At 64.5% G+C, this 18,611-nt stretch carries 19 protein-coding genes; 11 read left to right on the top strand and 8 right to left on the bottom strand.

All coding sequences use genetic code 11. The features are described 5' to 3' along the window. Positions 1-502, top strand: a 502-nt coding sequence (locus JGU72_RS30395; RefSeq protein ID WP_233533253.1) for an HNH endonuclease signature motif containing protein, incomplete at its 5' end; no start/stop codon positions are given. Between the two features lie 92 nt (positions 503-594). Here the strand turns inward: JGU72_RS30395 and JGU72_RS30390 are convergent. Continuing rightward, positions 595-1,224 carry a TetR/AcrR family transcriptional regulator gene (locus tag JGU72_RS30390; RefSeq protein ID WP_199688039.1) on the bottom strand — a complete coding sequence of 210 codons (630 nt, stop codon included), beginning with the start codon at positions 1,222-1,224 and terminating at the stop codon, positions 595-597. Positions 1,225-1,296: 72 nt separating this feature from the next. Between JGU72_RS30390 and JGU72_RS30385 the strand changes: the two genes are divergently transcribed. Then, complete coding sequence (locus JGU72_RS30385) at positions 1,297-3,459, top strand: MMPL family transporter (RefSeq protein WP_199688038.1); 2,163 nt, start codon at positions 1,297-1,299, stop codon at positions 3,457-3,459. A 4-nt stretch (positions 3,460-3,463) separates the two neighbouring features. Here the strand turns inward: JGU72_RS30385 and JGU72_RS30380 are convergent, their stop codons facing one another. Then, a complete protein-coding gene (locus JGU72_RS30380; protein WP_233533258.1) occupies positions 3,464-4,087 on the bottom strand; it encodes a TetR/AcrR family transcriptional regulator in 624 nt (207 codons plus the stop codon). A 128-nt stretch (positions 4,088-4,215) separates the two neighbouring features. On the opposite strand from JGU72_RS30380, the gene JGU72_RS30375 reads away from it, so the two are divergent. From JGU72_RS30375 to JGU72_RS30355, 5 genes are read left to right on the top strand one after another with little or no spacing between them, the layout of a single operon-like run. After that, positions 4,216-5,196 carry an alpha/beta hydrolase fold domain-containing protein gene (locus tag JGU72_RS30375; protein ID WP_199688036.1) on the top strand — a complete coding sequence of 327 codons (981 nt, stop codon included), beginning with the start codon at positions 4,216-4,218 and terminating at the stop codon, positions 5,194-5,196. Between the two features lie 13 nt (positions 5,197-5,209). Next, positions 5,210-6,787 (top strand): flavin-containing monooxygenase, encoded by a 1,578-nt coding sequence (locus JGU72_RS30370; protein ID WP_199688035.1) that lies wholly within the window; start codon positions 5,210-5,212, stop codon positions 6,785-6,787. A 1-nt stretch (position 6,788) separates the two neighbouring features. Further along, the gene (locus tag JGU72_RS30365; RefSeq protein WP_199688034.1) at positions 6,789-7,652 is read left to right on the top strand and encodes an SDR family NAD(P)-dependent oxidoreductase; all 864 of its coding nucleotides are present in this window, start codon (positions 6,789-6,791) and stop codon (positions 7,650-7,652) included. Next, positions 7,649-8,515, top strand: a complete 867-nt coding sequence (locus tag JGU72_RS30360; RefSeq protein ID WP_199688033.1) for an SDR family NAD(P)-dependent oxidoreductase — start codon at positions 7,649-7,651, stop codon at positions 8,513-8,515. Before JGU72_RS30365 ends, JGU72_RS30360 begins: the two co-directional genes overlap by 4 nt. Next, entirely contained in the window at positions 8,512-9,999 is a 1,488-nt protein-coding gene (locus JGU72_RS30355; RefSeq protein WP_199688032.1) for a flavin-containing monooxygenase, read from the top strand. Before JGU72_RS30360 ends, JGU72_RS30355 begins: the two co-directional genes overlap by 4 nt. A 43-nt stretch (positions 10,000-10,042) precedes the next feature. On the opposite strand, the gene JGU72_RS30350 is transcribed toward JGU72_RS30355, so the two are convergent. Next, positions 10,043-10,621, bottom strand: a complete 579-nt coding sequence (locus JGU72_RS30350) for a TerD family protein (protein WP_199688031.1) — start codon at positions 10,619-10,621, stop codon at positions 10,043-10,045. Between the two features lie 86 nt (positions 10,622-10,707). Here JGU72_RS30350 and JGU72_RS30345 point away from each other — a divergent pair, with 86 nt between their 5' ends. Further along, complete coding sequence (locus JGU72_RS30345) at positions 10,708-11,172, top strand: pyridoxamine 5'-phosphate oxidase family protein (protein ID WP_199688030.1); 465 nt, start codon at positions 10,708-10,710, stop codon at positions 11,170-11,172. A gap of 3 nt (positions 11,173-11,175) precedes the next feature. Here the strand turns inward: JGU72_RS30345 and JGU72_RS30340 are convergent, their stop codons facing one another. Continuing rightward, positions 11,176-12,321, bottom strand: coding sequence for an FUSC family protein (locus tag JGU72_RS30340; RefSeq protein WP_233533252.1), 1,146 nt, complete (start codon positions 12,319-12,321; stop codon positions 11,176-11,178). Then, positions 12,308-12,724 (bottom strand): DUF3151 domain-containing protein, encoded by a 417-nt coding sequence (locus JGU72_RS30335; protein ID WP_199688029.1) that lies wholly within the window; start codon positions 12,722-12,724, stop codon positions 12,308-12,310. The genes JGU72_RS30340 and JGU72_RS30335 overlap by 14 nt, the downstream gene beginning before the upstream one ends. 95 nt (positions 12,725-12,819) lie before the next feature. Here JGU72_RS30335 and JGU72_RS30330 point away from each other — a divergent pair, with 95 nt between their 5' ends. Next, on the top strand, positions 12,820-13,662 hold the full coding sequence (locus tag JGU72_RS30330; RefSeq protein WP_199688028.1) for an Rv0361 family membrane protein: 843 nt from the start codon (positions 12,820-12,822) through the stop codon (positions 13,660-13,662). 35 nt (positions 13,663-13,697) lie between these two features. Here the strand turns inward: JGU72_RS30330 and JGU72_RS30325 are convergent, their stop codons facing one another. Further along, a complete protein-coding gene (locus JGU72_RS30325; RefSeq protein WP_199688027.1) occupies positions 13,698-14,831 on the bottom strand; it encodes a BTAD domain-containing putative transcriptional regulator in 1,134 nt (377 codons plus the stop codon). Between the two features lie 10 nt (positions 14,832-14,841). Further along, a complete protein-coding gene (gene fbaA / locus JGU72_RS30320) occupies positions 14,842-15,879 on the bottom strand; it encodes a class II fructose-bisphosphate aldolase (RefSeq protein WP_199688026.1) in 1,038 nt (345 codons plus the stop codon). A 162-nt stretch (positions 15,880-16,041) separates the two neighbouring features. Here fbaA and JGU72_RS30315 point away from each other — a divergent pair, with 162 nt between their 5' ends. Continuing rightward, entirely contained in the window at positions 16,042-16,773 is a 732-nt protein-coding gene (locus JGU72_RS30315) for a VTT domain-containing protein (protein WP_307828676.1), read from the top strand. Between the two features lies 1 nt (position 16,774). Next, positions 16,775-17,452, top strand: a complete 678-nt coding sequence (locus tag JGU72_RS30310; protein ID WP_199688025.1) for a DedA family protein — start codon at positions 16,775-16,777, stop codon at positions 17,450-17,452. Between the two features lie 6 nt (positions 17,453-17,458). Here JGU72_RS30310 and JGU72_RS30305 read toward each other — a convergent pair whose 3' ends face one another. Beyond that, positions 17,459-18,604: a glycoside hydrolase family 76 protein gene (locus tag JGU72_RS30305; protein ID WP_199688024.1), complete on the bottom strand. Its 1,146-nt coding sequence runs from the start codon at positions 18,602-18,604 to the stop codon at positions 17,459-17,461. Positions 18,605-18,611 lie beyond the last annotated feature (7 nt).

Here is an 18,611-nt window from a genome sequence, read left to right as displayed (position 1 = left end):
TATCGCTAAGGATGCGATCGTGCGGCCACTCACCACCCCCGACGAGAAGACCACCGACTCCTACACACCCACCGAACAGGTCCAGGACTATGTCCGCGCGTTGTGGGGGTCGTGCATGTTCCCCAATTGCGACGTACCGGCGTGGGACTGCGACCTGGATCATCGCGACCCCTACGACCACGAGAACCCAGCAACCGGCGGTCGAACAACAGCCGAGAATTTGGGACCGTTCTGCCGCAAACACCACCGGGGCAAAACTTTCGGCGGGTGGGACCTCACCAAGGGCGAGGACGGGACACTGTCGATCACCTCACCGCACGGCAGGACCTATCCGGTCGCGGAAACCGGTCCGATCCCGCTGCTGGGCGGGACCGAACCCGACCGGCCGGTCCCCGACACGGCACCGGACCCGAAGCGGCGCAACAGAATCCAGCAACACGAAGCCCGCACCCGCAGCGAACGAGCCCGCAACGAAGGCGACTACGAACCGCCACCCTTCTAACAAACCCAAGCCCGCTCAGCCCGTCACCACCCGGTGACGGGCCAGAAGGCCGTACCGCGTTCGTCCAGATCGCGTCAACACCCCGCCCCGACCTACCTCCCCGCCCACCGCCGACTGTTGAAGGCGACGACCTCCTGGATGAGTTCGATCTTGGCGTCGTCGGGAATCAAACGCAGCGGACCGTCGATGAGGAGCATCGAGAGTCCGTGCACGGACGACCAGGCGGACGTTTCGATGATGGTCCGTTCGGATTCGTCCGCCAGACCCGCCTGGATCAGCTCGTCGACCACGTCGACGAGCAGTCGGTACGGCTCGTGTTCGTGGAGTTGGGAGTCGAGCGGATCGGTCAGTTCTGAATCTCCGCGACAGAACGCGGTCAAAAAGAGGCCCGGCTCTGCGATGGCGAACGAGCAGTAGCCGGTCCCCGCCGCAGCCAAGCGGGCAACCACGTCCTCGGTGGGATCCACTGCGGCGAGCGCCTTTTCGATCGACTCGGCGAGGGCTCCCATCGCCCGGTCTTTGACGGCCTGGACGAGGTCGTCGTGGCCTGCGAAGTGCCGGTAGGCAGCGGTCGGTGTCACCCCGACCCGTTTGGCGACCGCACGGACCGTGATCTGCTCCGGCCCGTCGGCCGCCGCTAGTTCGATCGCCGCATCCGTCAGCGCATTCTTCAGATCACCGTGGTGATACGGGGGCTTCGTTGCGGACGACACAAATTGCATGTTGACACCTGTACACATCCCGTGGCAAGTTAACACCTACAAAGTTTACACCCGTCAAGATTGGAGTCGACGATGCTGACCCGCTTCGGTCATCTTGTGTCCGCCCATGCACGACTCGTACTTGCCGCCACTCTCGCCTTGCTCGTCGGCTTCGCACTGCTCGGCTTCACCGCCTTCGGCAAGCTGCAAAGCGAAGGTTTCGACGACCCCAACTCCGAATCCAGCCGCGCGGCCGCCATCGCCGCCGAACAATTCCCCGGCAACGCGGACCTCGTCCTCGTCGCCGACGCACATAGACCCGTCGACGAGGCCCGCGCCGCAGGGCTCGCCCTGACCACCAGCCTCGAACAGCAACCGGGCGTCAAATCTGTTGCGTCCTATTGGAGTACTGGCTCACCGACGTTACGTTCGGACGCCGGAACGAAGGCCATCATCGCCGTCGCGCTCGACCCTGACGACAAAGACGCAGCCACTGCGGTGATCGAGAAGTTCGACGGCTCGGTGGACGGCTTCGACATCACCATCGGCGGCCGCGACGGCGTCGGGCACGACGCGGAGCAACAGATCGGCTCCGACCTGGTTCGCGCCGAGGCAATCGCCATTCCGTTGATGCTGGCACTGCTCGGCCTCGCCTTCGGGAGTGTCATCGCCGCCCTCCTGCCCCTGATCATCGGCGTCTTCGCGATCTTCGGAACATTCGCGGAGCTGTCGATCCTCGGATCGTCGACCGACGTGTCCATCTACGCCGTCAACCTGACAACGAGCCTCGGACTGGGCCTCGCGATCGACTACGCACTCCTCATGGTGAGCCGCTACCGAGAGGAGTACGCGAAAGACGCTGATGTCCAGCGATCTGTGGTTCGAACGGTCGAAACCGCCGGCAGGACAATCTTGTTCAGTTCGACCGCCGTCGCCGCAGCCCTGGCTGTGCTGACGGTCTTCCCGATGTACTTCCTACGCTCCTTCGCGTACGCAGGAATCGGCGTGATCCTGATCGCCATGCTCGGGGCGCTGATCGTTCTGCCTGCACTGCTCACCGTCCTCGGCCCACGGGTCAACGCCGGCCGGCTACCGTGGTCGAAACATCTGCCGAGCACGGTCGTTCCTTTCTGGGGAAAGCTCGCACGAACGGTGATGCGCCGCCCCCTGCGAACCGCGTTACCCGTCGTCGCACTGCTCGGACTACTCGCGGTGCCGCTGCTCAACGTCGATTTCGGCACGCCGGACGACCGCGTTCTCCCCTCGTCGGCATCCAGCCGCCAAGCCGGTGACGCACTGCGCGACGAGTTCACTACCGATGACACTGCCGCCGTCGACGTCGTCAGCGAGGGTCCGCTCGCGGACCTCAGCGGCTATGCGGCGCGACTGTCGACGCTGCCAGGCGTGGAGCGCGTGGATTCGAGCGCCGGCACATTCGTCGACGGCACGGTTGCGGCCACCTCGCCCGCAGATGCACGCTTTGCCGCTCCGGACGCCCAGCGCCTGACCGTTGTCTCCACCTTCGATCCGCGGTCGGACGAAGCGATGGACCTCCTGACAGCGGTGCGCGAGGAACCGGCGGGCGGCACAGTGCTTGTCGGCGGCGAAACTGCGGACCTGGTCGACAGCCAGGACGCCATCGCGGACAAGTTGCCGCTGGCGATCGGCCTCATCATGGCGTCGACGTTCGTGCTGCTGTTCCTCTTCACCGGCAGTGTGCTGCAACCGATCCGGGCATTGGTGCTCAACGCCCTCGGGCTGTCGGCAACCATCGGCGTACTGGTGCTGATCTTCCAGGAGGGCTGGCTGTCCGGATTCCTCGGGTTCACTCCGCTCCCACTGGACACGTCGATGCTGGTGCTGATGTTCTGCGTGACGTTCGGGTTGTCGATGGACTACGAAGTGTTCGTGATGAGCCGCATCAAGGAGAATCACGATCGCGGCATGGCACTCGAAGACGCAGTCGCCGATGGCCTTTCGCGTACCGGCCGAATCGTGTCGATGGCGGCGATCATCCTCGCCGTGAGCTTCTTCTCGTTCGGAACGTCCTCTGTCAGCTTCATCCAGATGTTCGGCATCGGCGCCGGTCTGGCAGTGCTCATCGATGCGACGCTCATCCGCGGCATCCTGGTGCCCGCAGCGATGCGGTTGCTCGGCAAGTCCGCTTGGTGGGCACCGAAACCGCTCCGGCGGATCCACGACAAGGTCGGACTCTCCGAGGCCCCGGTAGCCGAGCCCGCACCAGCACTCGTGTAGCAGGTCAGGTCAGCGCGGCAGCACCGATTCGGCTGCGCCACAAGCGAATCGTCTCGGTGAAGACATGCGAGGTGTCCGCCGCGCTGACCAGTCCACCCGCACGCCCCAGAGCCAGACCGGTGCCGAGCGCGAGCACCGCGATCATTGCGTCCTCGACGACTGCGCCGGCCGCGCCCTCCCCCTCGAAATGCGCGGACACAATTGCGCGAATGGTCGTCTTCACCAGTTCGAAGTAGTCCGCCAACGCATCCAGTTGCGCCGGATCCCGGCGCGCCGCCAGCATGTACTCGCCGACGAGGATCGTCAGATCCTCCTGGTCGGCGAGTTCTTCCCACCATGCGGTGAAGGCAGCCATCTTGTCGTCGAACGTCACCGCTGCCGCAAGGGACACGGCGACCTCGCCGAACGTAGCCATATATCTGCGACGAATCACGTCGAGGCACAGCGCTTCCTTGCCCGCGAAGTTGCCGTAAATGGCACCCTGAGTGCGGCCCGCTTTCGCAGCAATCTGCGCGACGGTCGTCGCGTGAAATCCGTTCGCAATGAACAACTCTTCAGCAGCCGCGAGGACCTGCTCGCGCGTCTGTTCACGCGCTTCAGCGCGACCCACGGGTTTGTGGACGACCATCCTCACCTCCGGCTCCTCTGTTCGATTATGACCGATCCGGAAATGATATAGCGCCACTCTTGCAATAGCGTCACTATAAATATAGCGTTGCAATATCAAATGGTCCAGAGCGACAAAGGAGTCGATGGATGGCGACAGCATTCGTGGCACAGCCCGAGGTGACGTTCCACAAAGCTTGGAGTACGCGGTCATGGCTGCTCGCTCGCGGAATGCGCCTCGTGATCAGACCCCTCCTCGAATACTTGCCGCTGAACGAGTGGACACTCGCCCGGCTGCATCTCTTCGATTTCGCGGGGAGCGTTCTGCCATTGCCCAGCGGCGCGAGCGCAACTCGCCTGGCGCATGCCGGATGCGACACCGAACTCGTTGTCGGAGATACTGTTTCCCCCGACGAACCAGGACTGATCCTGTACTTCCACGGGGGCGGGTTCGTCACCTGCGGATTGCGAACCCACCGCAGACTCGTCTCCCGAATCTCGACGGCCGCGGGAGTACCTGCACTACAGGTGAATTACCGGCAGCTGCCCGCCGTGACGCTGGCACAGACAGTCAGCGACTGTGTGGAGGTCTACCGCGAACTGCTCGACGACGGACGCGCCCCCGGTGACATCGCGTTTGCCGGCGACTCGGCAGGTGGCTACCTGGCGTTCGCAGTAGCCCAGCACGCCGCGGCCGAAGGCTTGCCCGCGCCCGCCGCAATCGTGGCACAGTCACCGTGGATCGATCTCGCCTGCACCCACAGCAGTGGGCACGCGAACTCTCGGCGCGATTCGTATATCCCGCTGCGGAAGCTCGTGCAGATAGCCGGACTGCTCGCACCAGCCGACGACCCCCTGCTCGCACTGCATGACGCCGACCTGTCGGCGCTGCCACCTGCCCTGATTCAAGTCGGCGCGAACGAAGTACTCCGATCCGATGCCGAACTGATCGCCGGTCGACTCGGCAAGGCCGGCGCAACGTGCAGTCTGCAGATCTGGGACCGCCAGATTCATGTCTTCCAAGCCGCCGCAGATCTTGTCCCCGAAGGCCGAGCGGCAATCGCCGAAATCGGTTCGTTCGTTCGAGAACAGTTCAGCGCCAACAGCTCCCACCGCACCCTAGCCTCCTAAGGACGACTGGATCATGCCTCCCCGAAAGACCGGACAGCACAGCAATTCTCCCGATCACCAGATCGTCGTCGTCGGCGCCGGCCCCGGCGGAATCTGCGCGGGTGTGCGACTCAAGCAGAACGATCTCGACGACTTCGTAATCCTCGAACGCGCTCACGAAGTGGGCGGGAGCTGGCGCGACAACGACTACCCCGGCATCGGAGTCGACGTACCAGGATTCACCTATCAGTACTCGTTCGCGCGGAACCCCAACTGGTCCAGACTGTTTCCGAAGGGTGACGAGGTCGCCGCCTATCACCGAACTGTTGCCCGCGACTTCGGATTGCTGCCGCACCTGCGGTTCGGCATCGAGGTAGTGCGCGAAGAGTGGAACAACGAGAGCCACTGGTGGGAGCTGCACATCGCTGACGGTTCGGTCGTGACCGCACGGTTCGTGATATCGGCGGTCGGCGCGTACCTCGTCGCGAAGGAAGATCCCGGGATCGCCGGCTTCGGAGACTTTGCGGGAAAGATACTGCGGCCCACCGATTGGGACCATAGCTACGATCTGGCGGGAAAGCGCGTCGCTGTGATCGGAACTGGCGCAAGCTCCGTGCAGATCACCCCGGCGATCGCACCCGAGGTCGCGCAGCTGGACGTCTACCAGCGCACCCCGGTCTGGTGCATACCCAAATCGGACCTCACTGTTCGGCCGTGGATGCAACGCGCGCTGGCGGTTCCGGGCGTCGGCGCCGGACTCAGCGGATTGTCGCTGACGGCAATCGATCTCACACTGCGGGCGATCGTGTACATGCCGCCTGCGGTATTCGATTCGGCCGCGCGCGGTCTCGATGCAGGCGCCCGCAGCATGTACCGGGCCTACCTTCGAAACACGGTCGAGGACCCTGCAGACCGTGCGGCCCTTGCACCGACGTATGGCCTGCTCGGCAAGCGTCCGACGACGTCGAACAGCTTCCTGCGCGCGTTCAATCGTGCAAACGTCGACCTGATCACCGACGCGATCACAAGAATCACCCGCGACGCCATCGTCACGGCTGATGGCACCACTCGCCCGATCGACGCACTCGTCCTGGCAACCGGCTACGAATTGTTCTCCGATCCCGAGAGCTACAGGCGCGGCGCCATTGTGGGCCGGAACGGATTCGACCTCGGTGAGTTCTATGCCGAGAACGGGCTGCAGGCGTACGAAAGTGTTTCCGTACCTGGGCTTCCCAACCGCTGGACTCTCGTGGGTCCATACTCGTGGACCGGCACCGGCTGGCATGCACTCGTGGAGATCACCGCCGGACACGCTGTGCGTGTTATCGCAGAGGCTGTCCGGCGCGGGCAGAACGACGTCGAGGTTTCCGCTGCGGCGCACAGCCGCTATCACGCGATGATCCAGAAGCGCGGCCGGAATATTCAGCACTACTTCACGACGATCAACCAGGGTCTGCGCACCTACTACGTCAATTCTCAGGGCCATATGCCCTACATCAGGCCGACGTCGCTGCTCAGCGCGCGCCGGGGCAGCACTCATGTCCGATTCGACGACTACGTCTTCAGGAGCAGTCCGGTTGCGGCGCAGCTTCCACGAAAGGTCGGTGCCTGACATGACACTCGTCGTTGTGACAGGTGCGGGAAGTGGGATCGGCAGGGCCACCGCACGCCGCTTTGCCAAGCGCGGTGCCACCGTCGTCGTTTCGGATATCAACGAGGAAACCGGTAGGGAAACAACCGAACTCATCACGGCGAAGGGCGGCAAAGCGGTCTTCCGCCGCCTCGACGTCGCGGACAACGACGATTGGGAAGGCTTCGCAGACTGGGTCTGCACAACCCACGGCGTGCCGGACATCGTCGTCAACAACGCGGGCATCCTGATCGGTGGCGGATTCCTCGAACAGACCGCGGCCGACTGGCGCCGAATGATCGCCATCAACATGATGAGCCCGCTGCTCGGCTCGCGGTTGTTCGCTGCGCGGATGATCGAAGCAAACCGGCGCGGCAACATCGTCAACATCTGCTCGGTCGGCGCATTTCTGCCCACTGCGCTCGCACCTTCGTACGTGACCGCAAAGGCCGGTGCCTGGTTCGGAACACAGGCGCTGCGAACCGAATTGGCGCCGCACAAGATCGGCGTCAGTGCGATCTGCCCGGGCCTGATCCGTACGCACCTCGCTGCCAACGGCAGCCGAGGTGGCGTCGGCACTACCGAAAGCGACTCGTGGGCAGCAAAACTCGGTAGCGGTCAGCGCTTCGTGGGCCGTTCACCGAGTCGCGTCGCCGACGCGATCGAATTCGCTGTCCGGTGGAACGTCGCGACAGTCCCGGTCGGTACCGAAGCGTGGGTGGGGTGGTGGTTGTCGAGGACCTCGCCATCCGCCCTGCGGGCGCTGTCGGGCCTGTTGCCTGCGGGCCTCGCCGATTTCGGCGCCGATGTGAGCGCAAAAATCTTCGCGTTCGGAGGTTCCCGATGAGGACTGTGATCGTGACGGGTGCCGGCGCGGGGATCGGCCGTGAGACGGCAAAACTCTTCGCACGCGGCGGCGATCGCGTCGTCGTCGCGGATATCGATGGCAACGCCGCGACCGAAGCGGCACTCGAGATCGTCGCCGGCGGCGACATCGCCATCGCTTACACGCTCGATGTCGCAAGCGACGAGCAGTGGGAGGAGTTCGGACGCTGGATGCTCGTGGAGTTCGGCGCACCGGACATCCTCGTCAACAACGCCGGGGTCATGGACCTCGGCGGCTTCCTGGAAATGACTCCGGCGCAATGGCAACGGGTCGTCGACATCGATTTGCTGAGCGTCGTTTACGGCTCCCGAGTGTTTGCCCGGCAGATGATCGACGCGGGAATCCGCGGCCACATCGTCAATATCTCCTCCGCAGCGGCATTCCTGCCGATGCCCATGGACCCGGCATACGGCGTCGCGAAGGCTGCCGTTCTGATGGCGACCCAATCGTTGCGAGTAGAGCTGCGCCGGTACGGAATCGGGGTCAGCGCAATCGCTCCCGGCGTCATCCGGACCGAACTGCTCGCCCATGGCAACCGCGCGGGACTCACCGACGCTGCCGCATCGAACTGGACCTCGAAAGCCGGTGCATCCCAGCGTCTTGCGCTCGCCGGACCGGACAAGGTCGCCCGTGTCATCGCCCGCGCCGTCCGGTTCAACTGGGCGATCGTGCCGGTCAATCCCGAGGCATGGGCGGCCTATTACCTCTTCCGGCTGTCACCGACCGCAGTGCGGCATCTGGTCGGCATCGCATCCTTCGAGCGCGCAGAGGCGGTTCTCGACCGCTTCGCGCCTCTCATCGCACGCATAGGAGCACGTCCATGAAAGAGGCCGACTACCAGGTCGTCATCGTCGGCGCTGGTTTCGGCGGGATCGGTGCCGCGATCGAACTGAAACGAGCCGGGATCGAAGACTTCATCATCGTCGACAAGTCGCCCGACATCGGTGGCACGTGGCAGGCGAACACCTATCCCGGCGTGGCGGTCGATATCCCGTCCATCTACTACAGCTTCTCCTACGCTCCGCCGAAGCAGTGGACCCGATTCTTCGCACCGGGTGCCGAGGTCAAGACCTACGCGGACCAACTCGTCGATACTTACGGGCTGCGGCCGCACCTGCGACTCGGCACCGCCGTCGAATCGGCCGAGTGGGACGAGATCACCGCGATGTGGTCGGCGAAACTGTCGAACGGCGAAGTACACACTGCCCGGTTTGCCATCGGTGCGGTGGGCGGTTTGGAAGTGCCGAAGCTACCCGATATCGAGGGTGCAGAGGAGTTTTCGGGAAAGACTGTCCACACCGCGCGCTGGGACCACGCATACGATTATCGAGGCAAGCGAATCGCCGTGATCGGCACGGGAGCGACCGCCCTGCAATTGATTCCGGAGATCGCGAAGACGGCTGGTCAGCTGGACGTCTATCAGCGCACACCGATCTGGGTCGCACCCAAACCTGACTTCGGGATGGCCGCGCCGGTTCACATGGCACTGAATTACCTTCCTGGACTTCGTCGTTCGGTGCGGTCGGGGGTCGTGCTCGGAATCGATATCGGACTGACCGTCGCGAACTCGCTGCACGATCGGCTGCCGTTCGTACTCGACGCCGCGGGCGGCGCACTGAAGCGCTGGTACCGATCTCAGGTCGACGATCCCGTCGTTTGCCAGAAGCTCACCCCCACTTATGCATTGGGATGCAAACGACCGTCGGTGTCGAACACCTACCTGAAGACGTTCAACCGCGACAACGTCGAATTGCTCACCGAATCGATCGAGCGCATCACACCGACCGGAATCGTCACCGCAGACGGAATCGAGCACGCGGCGGACGTCATCGTCTACGCGACGGGATTCAAAGTCATGGAGCGCGGCGCGACTCCGCCGTTCCCGCTGCGGGGCCGTGGTGGCGTCGACTTGAACGAGTGGTGGGACGAGAACAAATTCCAGGCGTACCAGGGTGTGACCGTGCCCGGGTTCCCCAACCTGTTCCTGATCACCGGACCGTACGGATTTGCCGCGGGCTCCTATATCGCGATGATCGAATGCACGAGCCGGCACGCAGCGCGCGTGATTCGAGAAGCATTGCGGCGCAATGCAACCACTGCCGAGATCAAGCAGAAGCCGCACGACGAGTACTACGCGCTCTGCCGCAGACGCGCGGACGGCTCGCTCTGGCTGAGCGATTCATGCGCCGGCTCGAACACCTATTACGTCAACTACCAGGGCGATCCCGCCGCAATCCGCCTGTCGACGCACGCGGAGATGTGGTGGGGCAACAAGCACTTCCCGCTGGACAACTATGCCTACGCGTGAATGGCCTACGCGTGAATGGCCTACGCGTGAATGATGACGTTGCCTAGTTCACGTTGATGCCGTAGTCGCGAACGATCCCGTACAACCCGGACGCGTAGCCCTGGCCGACCGCCCGGAACTTCCACTCGGGTCCCCGCCGGTACAGCTCGCCGAAGATCATTGCCGTCTCCGACGAGGCGTCCTCGCTGAGATCGAAGCGGGCCAACTCGATGCCGGTGCTGCGATCCACGACCCGAATGAACGCATTGCGGACCTGACCGAAGTTCTGCTTGCGGGCATCGGCGTCGTGGATCGACACCGGGAACACGATCGAGGTGACGGACGAGGTCAGCGCTTGCAGGTCGACGTGGATGCTCTCGTCGTCACCCTCACCCTCACCGGTCCGGTTGTCACCGGTGTGCTCGATCGAGCCGTCGGGCGAGCGGAGATTGTTGTAGAAGACGAAGTAGTTGTCCTGCAACGCCTTTCCGTTGCTACCGAGGCCGATTGCGCTGGCGTCGAGATCGAACTCGGTCCCCGTGGTGGCGCGGACATCCCACCCGAGCCCGATGGTCACGGCCGTCAGGTTCGGTGCCTCCTTCGACAGCGAAACGTTCCCGCCCTTGGCCAATGTCACGCCCATCAGACCCCTCCTCGGGTGGCTCGACTGTTCTTCCGACGATTCTACGGATGCCTTTCGTGTCGGTGCCCGGGTGCACAATTCCGCGCATGGCAACGTGGAAACAGTTCGACGACGAGGCCCCCGAACTCGCGAGTGCAATACGGGCGCGCCTCGAGGCGCACAAGCATCACATCCTGGCGACGCTGCGCAAAGACGGGTCACCGCGAGTGAGCGGGACCGAGGTGGAGATTTTCGAAGGCTTGCTCGTGCTCGGCTCGATGCCCGGTGCTCGTAAGGTCGAGGACCTGCGGCGGGATCCGCGCTACGGACTGCACAGCAATCCTGGGCACCACACGATGGAAGGCGGCGACGCAAAGGTTTCCGGACGCGCGCGGGAACTCGAGGGCGCAGAGAAGCAGGCGATCCTCGCCTGTTACCCCGAGAATCCGGGTGAGTCCGCCCAGATGTTTGCACTCGACCTCGATGAAGCCGTGTTGACGACCGTGGACGGCGAACACCTGTACGTCGATCACTGGCGGCCGGGGCAGCCGGTGAAACGAACGACGCGGTGACCGTCAGAGTTCGGGCGGTACGTACGGGTTCGGTACCGTCGGCGGGAGCGCCGCCAATGCCGTCATGCGGTCGAGGCCTGCCACCTGCAGGAGGTCCACGATCGTCGAGCGCAACTGGGCGAGAACCACATTCGCAGACAGACCGGAATGCTGGACAACGTCGCGACCCGCGCCGGCCGCTACTGCTCGCAAAACGCGCTGGGCCTCTTCCTGATCGGGCTGTTCGCCGGGCTCGGCGAGGACCATCTCCCGGACGACCTCGATCGCGTGCGACAGCTTCTCGACCTCGTCGACCAGCCGTGGATCGAGGATCTCGTCGTCACGAACCAGCGAAAGCGAACGGCGGACAAGGACTCTGATGTTGCGAATCGCGTTGTCGATCGGATCGGCAGTCGCCTCGAGCCGCTCGACGCGAGCACGGGCGCGCCAATGCAGCGGGGAAAGACGACTGATCTCCCGGCCGCCCTTCAGGTTGGAACGCAGAGCGTCGATCTTCGGCTGCGTATCGCGTGTTTCCCGGAGCGCTTGGATGATGACTTTCGGATCTTGGGCGAGCAGACCGTCCGCGCATTTGCGCAGCGCGTCTGCCGCCACGGCAAGAATTTCGCCCGCACCATCCCTGGCCCGCAACATCGGATGTGTCGGGAGAAAAGCGACGACCGCAACACCGACCAGTCCGCCGATCAGTGCGTCGACCATCCGGTCGAAACCGCCGTGGTCACCCGGCGGCAGAAGCGTCGCCACCAAGACGGCCGAGCTTGCTGCCTGGATCGAGATCACGGGTCCGCCGTCGAGAATCACCGCGGCAGACATGGCCAGCGCGACAACCAGGATGATCTGCCACACACCTGTGCCGATTGCCGAGATCAGCAGGTCACCGACACCGATCCCCACCGAAACACCGACGACCAACTCGACGGAGCGCCGCAGCCGCGAGCCCAGCGCGATCCCTAGCGAGACGACAGCGGCGATCGGAGCGAAGAACGGCTTCGGGTGCCCGACGAGGTCGGTCGCGACCCACCACGCACCGCCCGCGGCCAGCGCACACTGGAAGATCGGGATTATCGACAGGCGGTACCGCTCGACCGAGGTCCGGTACCGCGCCTTGCCACGCTCCCGGTTCGGAAGCAGACGTTTAGTCGAGGCCAAGTTCGTCGGCTGCGCGCGGGTCGCAATCCTCCAGGAGGTCCAGGCAGCGTGCGTACTCGTTGGTCTCGCCGATTGCCTTGGCGGATCGCGCGAGCACCGCGACACAGCGCAGGAAGCCGCGGTTGGGTTCGTGGCTGTACGGGACGGGACCGAAGCCCTTCCAGCCGTTTCGCCGCAGCTGATCGAGGCCGCGGTGGTAGCCGGTACGCGCGTACGCATAGGCGGTGATCACCTGCCCGTCCGCGAACGCCGCCTCAGCGAGGTAGGCCCACGCGATCGACGCGGTCGGGTGGTCGGCCGCGACCTGTGCCGGATCTTTGTGGTTGAGCAGGTCGGATTCGGCCTCATCGTCCCCCGGGAGCAAAGTGGGCTGAGGTCCAAGCAGATCACCGAACGACGTCATGGGCTACATTGTGCCCGTCCGAGCGGAGGGTCGTTACGCTGCATACCTGACCGCACATCGAACCGACCGTGTTCGCAAGTACTGAGGGGTGGCGCGTGCCGGAGGCGAAGGACAACAACACACCGGCGGAGCCGCCCGCGACCGCGCCTTTCGACGCAATTGCCGAATCGGACGCCGACGACGCGGACGCGGTGACCGAGGCCATTCCGACGGTCACGAACACGCCGGATCAAGACGAGATCGACACGAAGAAGTCCTACGTCGTCCCGCCGGCCGAGGCACCACCGGAGCCGCCGGTCGTTCGGCGGCCGCCGAAACTGCCGCCACCGCGCCGAATTCCGACGACGCACGAAACCCCCGCCGCGGGCGACACGGCCGTCAACAGACCGCGACCGTCGCAACCTCCCCAGCCGCCGCACGTCCAGGCCGAACCACCGCGCACACCACCGCCCCCGATCGCAAAGCCGCTCCGCGTTCCCGCGGCCGAACCACTTCCGCCCCGCAAGTCGAGCAAAGGCTGGCTAGCCGCTCTGCTGGCCGTCCTGGTCCTCATTGCGCTCGTCGTCGGTGTTGTTGCACTGCTCGGCAAGACAAAAGACGAGCCGGTGACGCCGGAATCGCAGATCCGCGATTCGATAGCGACCTTCTCGCGCGCATTGTCCGACGGCGACATCCAGACTCTTCGGAAGTCGACCTGCGGGCCCCTCGCCGAGTACTACGGCACCTTCAGCGACGAAAAGTACGAAGACATCTACAAGTCCGTCGAGCGCGACGACATCCCCGTCGTTTCCAAGGTCGAGCAGATCCAAATCACCGACCGAACCGCAATCGCCGAGGTCACCGCCTACACCCGCGCCGACACGGGCAAGCAGCTGACCCGGACCATCAACCTCGAAAACACCGACGACGGTTGGAAGGTCTGCTACCCGCCGCAGTGACGTTATGTTGCAGTGACGTCATGTTGGCAGTGACGTTATGTCGACAACTCCGCCTCGAACGCGATCACGGTCGATCCGATCCTGATCGAATCACCGTCGGCCAGCAGGGATCCGCCGTCGACCTGACTGCCCTGCACGAACACACCGTTGGCGGAGCTCAGATCCCGGATCAGCATCCCGGCCCGGCTCGGCACGATCTGGGCGTGGTAGCGGCTGGCCATCGGGTCGTCGAGTTCCAGGTCGTTGTCGGTCATCCGCCCGATGCGCAGGCCGTGCGACGGAATCGTGACCACACGACCGTCGTCGAGTCGTAAGCGGCCGCGGCGCACGGCATTCGGTACCTCGCCGACAGTCTCGTTCATTGCTTTGGCGAGGCGCTCGGCGTCGACCACGGTGGCCGCCGCAATCGGTTCCTGCCGCAACACCCGCCGCTCCAACTCGACGAGCGCGGGCCCGGGATCGATTCCAAGCTCTTCGGCGAGCACCGCACGCACTCGGCGGCACGTTTCGAGCGCCTCCGCCTGCCTGTGCGACAGGTACAGGGCAGCGATGAGCTGACCCCACAGTGGTTCGCGCAGTGGATTTTCCGCGGTCAACTTGACCAATTCGCCAACCACATCGGCGGCACGCCCGCACGCGATATCCGCCGCGACTCTCGCCTCGATCGTCAACAGGCGTTCTTCGTTCACCGCCGCCGCGAAATCGTCGGCGAACTGCAACCCCCGCAGGTCTGCCAGCACGGGACCCGACCACTCGGCCAACGCGCCGCGATACCGCTCGGCCGCCGCCGCGTGATTCCCGGCATCCTTCGCCTGCGCTCCCGCACTGCGCGCACTGTCGAATCGGCCTAGATCGCATTCGTCGTCGGCGAGGTCGAGGCGGTATCCCGGCGCCGCCGTCGCGAGAATCGCCGCCGAGTCCAGGCCAGCGGTCCGCAGCGCCTTGCGCAGATTCGACACGAACACCTGCAGGCTCGCGGCGTACGAATCGGGGGGATCGTTGTCCCAGATCGCATCGGCCAACGCCTCACTCGGCACGGTTCGCCGCCGGTTGACGGCCAGAAGCGCAAGCATCGTGCGTGGCTTCGGACCGCCTACCGGGAGCGGTCGACCGTCGACGAACAGTTGGACCGGTCCGAGCACGCGCAGGTCAACGCGACGGCCGGTCATTCGGCGCCCTTCAGCCAGCGCTGACCGAGCGGCCTGCCGACTTGAGATCGTTGCACGCCTCGATGACGCGTGCCGTCATGCTGGCTTCCGCCTTCTTGAGGTAGCTGCGCGGGTCGTAGACCTTCTTGTTGCCGACCTCGCCGTCGATCTTCAGCACACCGTCGTAGTTGCCGAGCATGTGTCCGGCGATCGGGCGGGTGAAGGCGTACTGCGTGTCCGTGTCCACGTTCATCTTCACGACGCCGAACTTCAGCGAATCGTCGATCTCGGACTTCAGCGATCCCGAACCACCGTGGAACACGAAGTCGAACGGGTGCGAGCCGGCTTCCAGCCCGAGCTTGGCGGCGGCGACGCGCTGGCCTGCCTCGAGCACCTCGGGCCGCAGGACGACGTTGCCCGGCTTGTAGACGCCGTGGACGTTGCCGAATGTCGCGGCGAGCAGGTACTTGCCGTTCTCGCCTGCACCGAGCGCGTCGATAGTCTTCTCGAAGTCCTCGTCCGAGGTGTAGAGCTTGTCGTTGATCTCCGCCTCGACACCGTCCTCTTCACCGCCGACGACGCCGATTTCGACCTCCAAGATGATGCGGGCCGCAGCGGCTGCTTTCAGCAACTCCGTCGCGATCTCGAGGTTCTCGTCGATCGGGATGGCCGAGCCGTCCCACATGTGCGACTGGAAGAGCGGGTTCTGCCCCGCGTTCACGCGCTCCTGCGAGATGGCGAGCAGCGGGCGCACGTAGGTGTCCAGCTTGTCCTTGGGGCAGTGATCGGTGTGCAGCGCGATCGTGACGTCGTACTTGGCCGCGATGACATGCGCGAACTCGGCCAGCCCGACGGCGCCGACGACCATGTCCTTGATTCCGAGGCCGGAACCGAACTCCGCACCACCGGTCGAGAACTGGATGATGCCGTCACTGCCGGCATCCGCAAAACCCTTGATCGCGGCATTGATGGTTTCCGACGACGTGCAATTGATCGCCGGGAAGGCGAAGGCGTGCTGTTTGGCCCGGCCAAGCATCTCGGCGTAAACCTCGGGGGTTGCGATTGGCACTGAACAGACCTCCATGTGCGTCGTGAGCCGCCCGCGAACGAGACGGTGTTTACTGCTGCTCAGCCTAAGCGAGTGCAGACTCCCCGCGACAGCAGACCCTTGACCTTGTGCTAGCACCACAGAAATAGGTGCCGGGCACTGCACGCCGGTACTGTGGTCGGCGTGATTGCGCAGGCGGCGGAGACGACGATAAATCTGGCCCTACTACCCCAGTGGCTGGATCCCGTGTACCTGCTGACCGACAACGGCCCGTTTGCGAACGTGGTGCTGCCGGCAATTCTGGTCATCGTTTTCATCGAGACCGGCCTGCTGTTTCCGCTGCTCCCGGGCGATTCGCTGCTGTTCACCGGCGGCCTTCTCGCCGCGCAGCCCGCCCCGCCCGTGTCGATCTGGGTGCTCGTTCCCGCTGTCGCGATCACGGCGATCGCAGGTGACCAGTGTGCGTACTGGATCGGCCGCAAACTCGGACCCGCGCTGTTCCAGAAGCAGGACTCGCGATTCTTCAAGCAGAAGTACATCACCGAGTCGCACGCCTTCTTCGAGAAGTACGGCCCGATGACGATCATCCTGGCTCGCTTCGTCCCGATCGCGCGGACCTTCACGCCCGTGCTGGCCGGCGTATCGAAGATGACTTACCGCAAGTTCCTGGGCTTCGACATCGTCGGCGGCATCCTCTGGGGAGGCGGCGTGACGATCCTGGGCTACTTCCTCGGCAACGTCGACTTCATCAAGAACAACATCGAAGCGATCTTCCTGTTGATCGTCTTCATCTCGATTCTCCCGGGCATCATCGAGGTCGCTAAGCGGCTCCTCGCGGCGCGCAACGATACCGCCGTCCGCAGCGAGACCGTCGATCCGGAACCTGTGCCTGCGCCTCACGATCCCTCCAGCTGAAATGGTCACCGCCTCGGCCGGTTTCGGCCTGCTCGAATCGGCGGGTCCAGTAGTCGTCTGGATCGTTGTCATCACACTCGTGTTTCTCGAGTGCGCACTGATCATCGGCTTGTTCCTGCCGGGCGATTCGATGCTGATCACCGCCGGAATCGTGCTCGCAACGCACACAACCGGCGACTCCCAGGCGTGGGCGCTCTCGTTCGGCGCCATGCTTGCGGCGATCGCCGGCAATCAGGTCGGCTACGTGATCGGGCACAGGACGGGCGCAAAACTCGTCGCGCGCCGAGACGGCAAGTACATCAACACCGACAACCTGCATCGCGTGAACATCATGCTCGAGAAGCACGGCTTCTGGGCTGTGCTCGTTGCCCGCTGGATTCCGTGGGTCCGGACGCTGTGCCCGCTCGTCGCAGGTGCCGCGAAGATGGACCACCGCAAATACACGATCGCCAGCACGCTGGGAGCCATCGTGTGGGCACCGGTGCTGATCCTGATCGGCTACTACGCCGGTACCTTCATCGAACGCGTTCCCTGGCTGATGCCCGCCGTGATCGGGGTCATGGTCGCTCTGCTGATCATCGGCACGGCGCTCGGTCTGTGGCATTACTTCCAGGAGATGGCGAAGCCCGCCGAGGAAGTCACGGTCGACGAGGTCCGCCACCCGCGCGCGACCAAGTAGGCACGCTCAGATCGAGCGCGCCAACCGCGCCGCGGCTTCCATCAGCATCCAGCCACTGACCTGAACCGACAGGTCGCGCTCTGGAATCGTCGACGAGTCGACCGATCCACCGTTACGCACCACTGCTTCGCCGGCTGCCGGAATCTCGGCCGGCTTGGTCCAGTCGTGGCCGAACATCGGCAGGTTGTCGACGGCCAGGCGATTCGCCCACGCCGATTCGGCCGAGTCCAGAACGATCCGCGCAGCCGTCTGGCGTGCCCGCTCGTCGCGGACCGTGTCGCCTGGCAGCAACAGTGCCACCAAAGTGAGATAGCGCGCGAGGATCGCAGGGAACAGCCCACCGTCGCCACCGTTCGATCCGCGGATGACGCCGTTCGGCGTGAGGTGCTTGTCGACCGCGTCGACCAGACGGGCCACACGCTCGCGATGCTTTCCCTCACCCGTCTGGACGGCGAGCTCGGTCTCCAGCCCCAGGACCACGCCTTGGCAGTACGTGTAGACGGGCTTCTCGACCTCCGAACCGGTCGGGCGCAACCTGATCCCGTCGAAGATCAGGCCTGTGTCCGGGTCGCGCAAGGTTGCGTCGATCCACTCGGCCATTTCCTCGGCGCGCCACACCTTGCCCGTGCGCAGCAGCAGAATCGCCGCGGGCCCGTTCGCGGGTGCGTTGTAGAAATCCGAGCCCTTCCGCCACGGAATTCCGCCGCCGATCTCGGGTGCCCACGCCGAGTACATCTGATCGTCGAGCTTGGCGATCGCGCGCTTGTGGCTCACGAGCTGACTCAGCTGCGCTCGTTCGAGCGCTAGGCCGAGCCACGCCATGTCGTCGTAGTAGGCGTTCGTCCAGCCGGTCAGATTCCGCAACCGGTGCGACCGCGTCAAGCGCACGATTCGCGTGCGCCGGCCTTCGCTCGGTTGCCGTTCCGCGGCATCGACCGCGCAGTCGATCAGGTGTGCCTGCCACCAGTAGTGCCAGCGCAGAAAGAACCGCTCGCCGCGAGTGGCCGGCCAGCCGACGACGCCCAACGTTGTCCATGGCAGCCCCCACAGGCGGCGCAAGTGCCGCGAGACGACCGCGGCTTCGGCGGCATCGGCACGTGCAGACCACGCGTCGGCATCCGTCGGCTCTCGCCGCAGAGGTTCACCAGGCATGAATCGA

Source organism: Antrihabitans auranticaus, assembly GCF_016481275.1.
GTDB lineage: Bacteria > Actinomycetota > Actinomycetes > Mycobacteriales > Mycobacteriaceae > Antrihabitans.
Note: the sequence above shows the minus strand (reverse complement) of the source record. Positions and strands in the feature narration are given on the sequence as shown.

Excerpts from the sequence above, each read along its gene's own strand:
- JGU72_RS30390 (WP_199688039.1), bottom strand. The coding sequence starts at position 1,224 with ATGCAATTTGTGTCGTCCGCAACGAAGCCCCCGTATCACCACGGTGAT.
- JGU72_RS30385 (WP_199688038.1), top strand. The coding sequence starts at position 1,297 with ATGCTGACCCGCTTCGGTCATCTTGTGTCCGCCCATGCACGACTCGTA.
- JGU72_RS30380 (WP_233533258.1), bottom strand. The coding sequence starts at position 4,087 with ATGGTCGTCCACAAACCCGTGGGTCGCGCTGAAGCGCGTGAACAGACG.
- JGU72_RS30375 (WP_199688036.1), top strand. The coding sequence starts at position 4,216 with ATGGCGACAGCATTCGTGGCACAGCCCGAGGTGACGTTCCACAAAGCT.
- JGU72_RS30370 (WP_199688035.1), top strand. The coding sequence starts at position 5,210 with ATGCCTCCCCGAAAGACCGGACAGCACAGCAATTCTCCCGATCACCAG.
- JGU72_RS30365 (WP_199688034.1), top strand. The coding sequence starts at position 6,789 with ATGACACTCGTCGTTGTGACAGGTGCGGGAAGTGGGATCGGCAGGGCC.
- JGU72_RS30360 (WP_199688033.1), top strand. The coding sequence starts at position 7,649 with ATGAGGACTGTGATCGTGACGGGTGCCGGCGCGGGGATCGGCCGTGAG.
- JGU72_RS30355 (WP_199688032.1), top strand. The coding sequence starts at position 8,512 with ATGAAAGAGGCCGACTACCAGGTCGTCATCGTCGGCGCTGGTTTCGGC.
- JGU72_RS30350 (WP_199688031.1), bottom strand. The coding sequence starts at position 10,621 with ATGGGCGTGACATTGGCCAAGGGCGGGAACGTTTCGCTGTCGAAGGAG.
- JGU72_RS30345 (WP_199688030.1), top strand. The coding sequence starts at position 10,708 with ATGGCAACGTGGAAACAGTTCGACGACGAGGCCCCCGAACTCGCGAGT.
- JGU72_RS30335 (WP_199688029.1), bottom strand. The coding sequence starts at position 12,724 with ATGACGTCGTTCGGTGATCTGCTTGGACCTCAGCCCACTTTGCTCCCG.
- JGU72_RS30325 (WP_199688027.1), bottom strand. The coding sequence starts at position 14,831 with ATGACCGGCCGTCGCGTTGACCTGCGCGTGCTCGGACCGGTCCAACTG.
- JGU72_RS30310 (WP_199688025.1), top strand. The coding sequence starts at position 16,775 with ATGGTCACCGCCTCGGCCGGTTTCGGCCTGCTCGAATCGGCGGGTCCA.
- JGU72_RS30305 (WP_199688024.1), bottom strand. The coding sequence starts at position 18,604 with ATGCCTGGTGAACCTCTGCGGCGAGAGCCGACGGATGCCGACGCGTGG.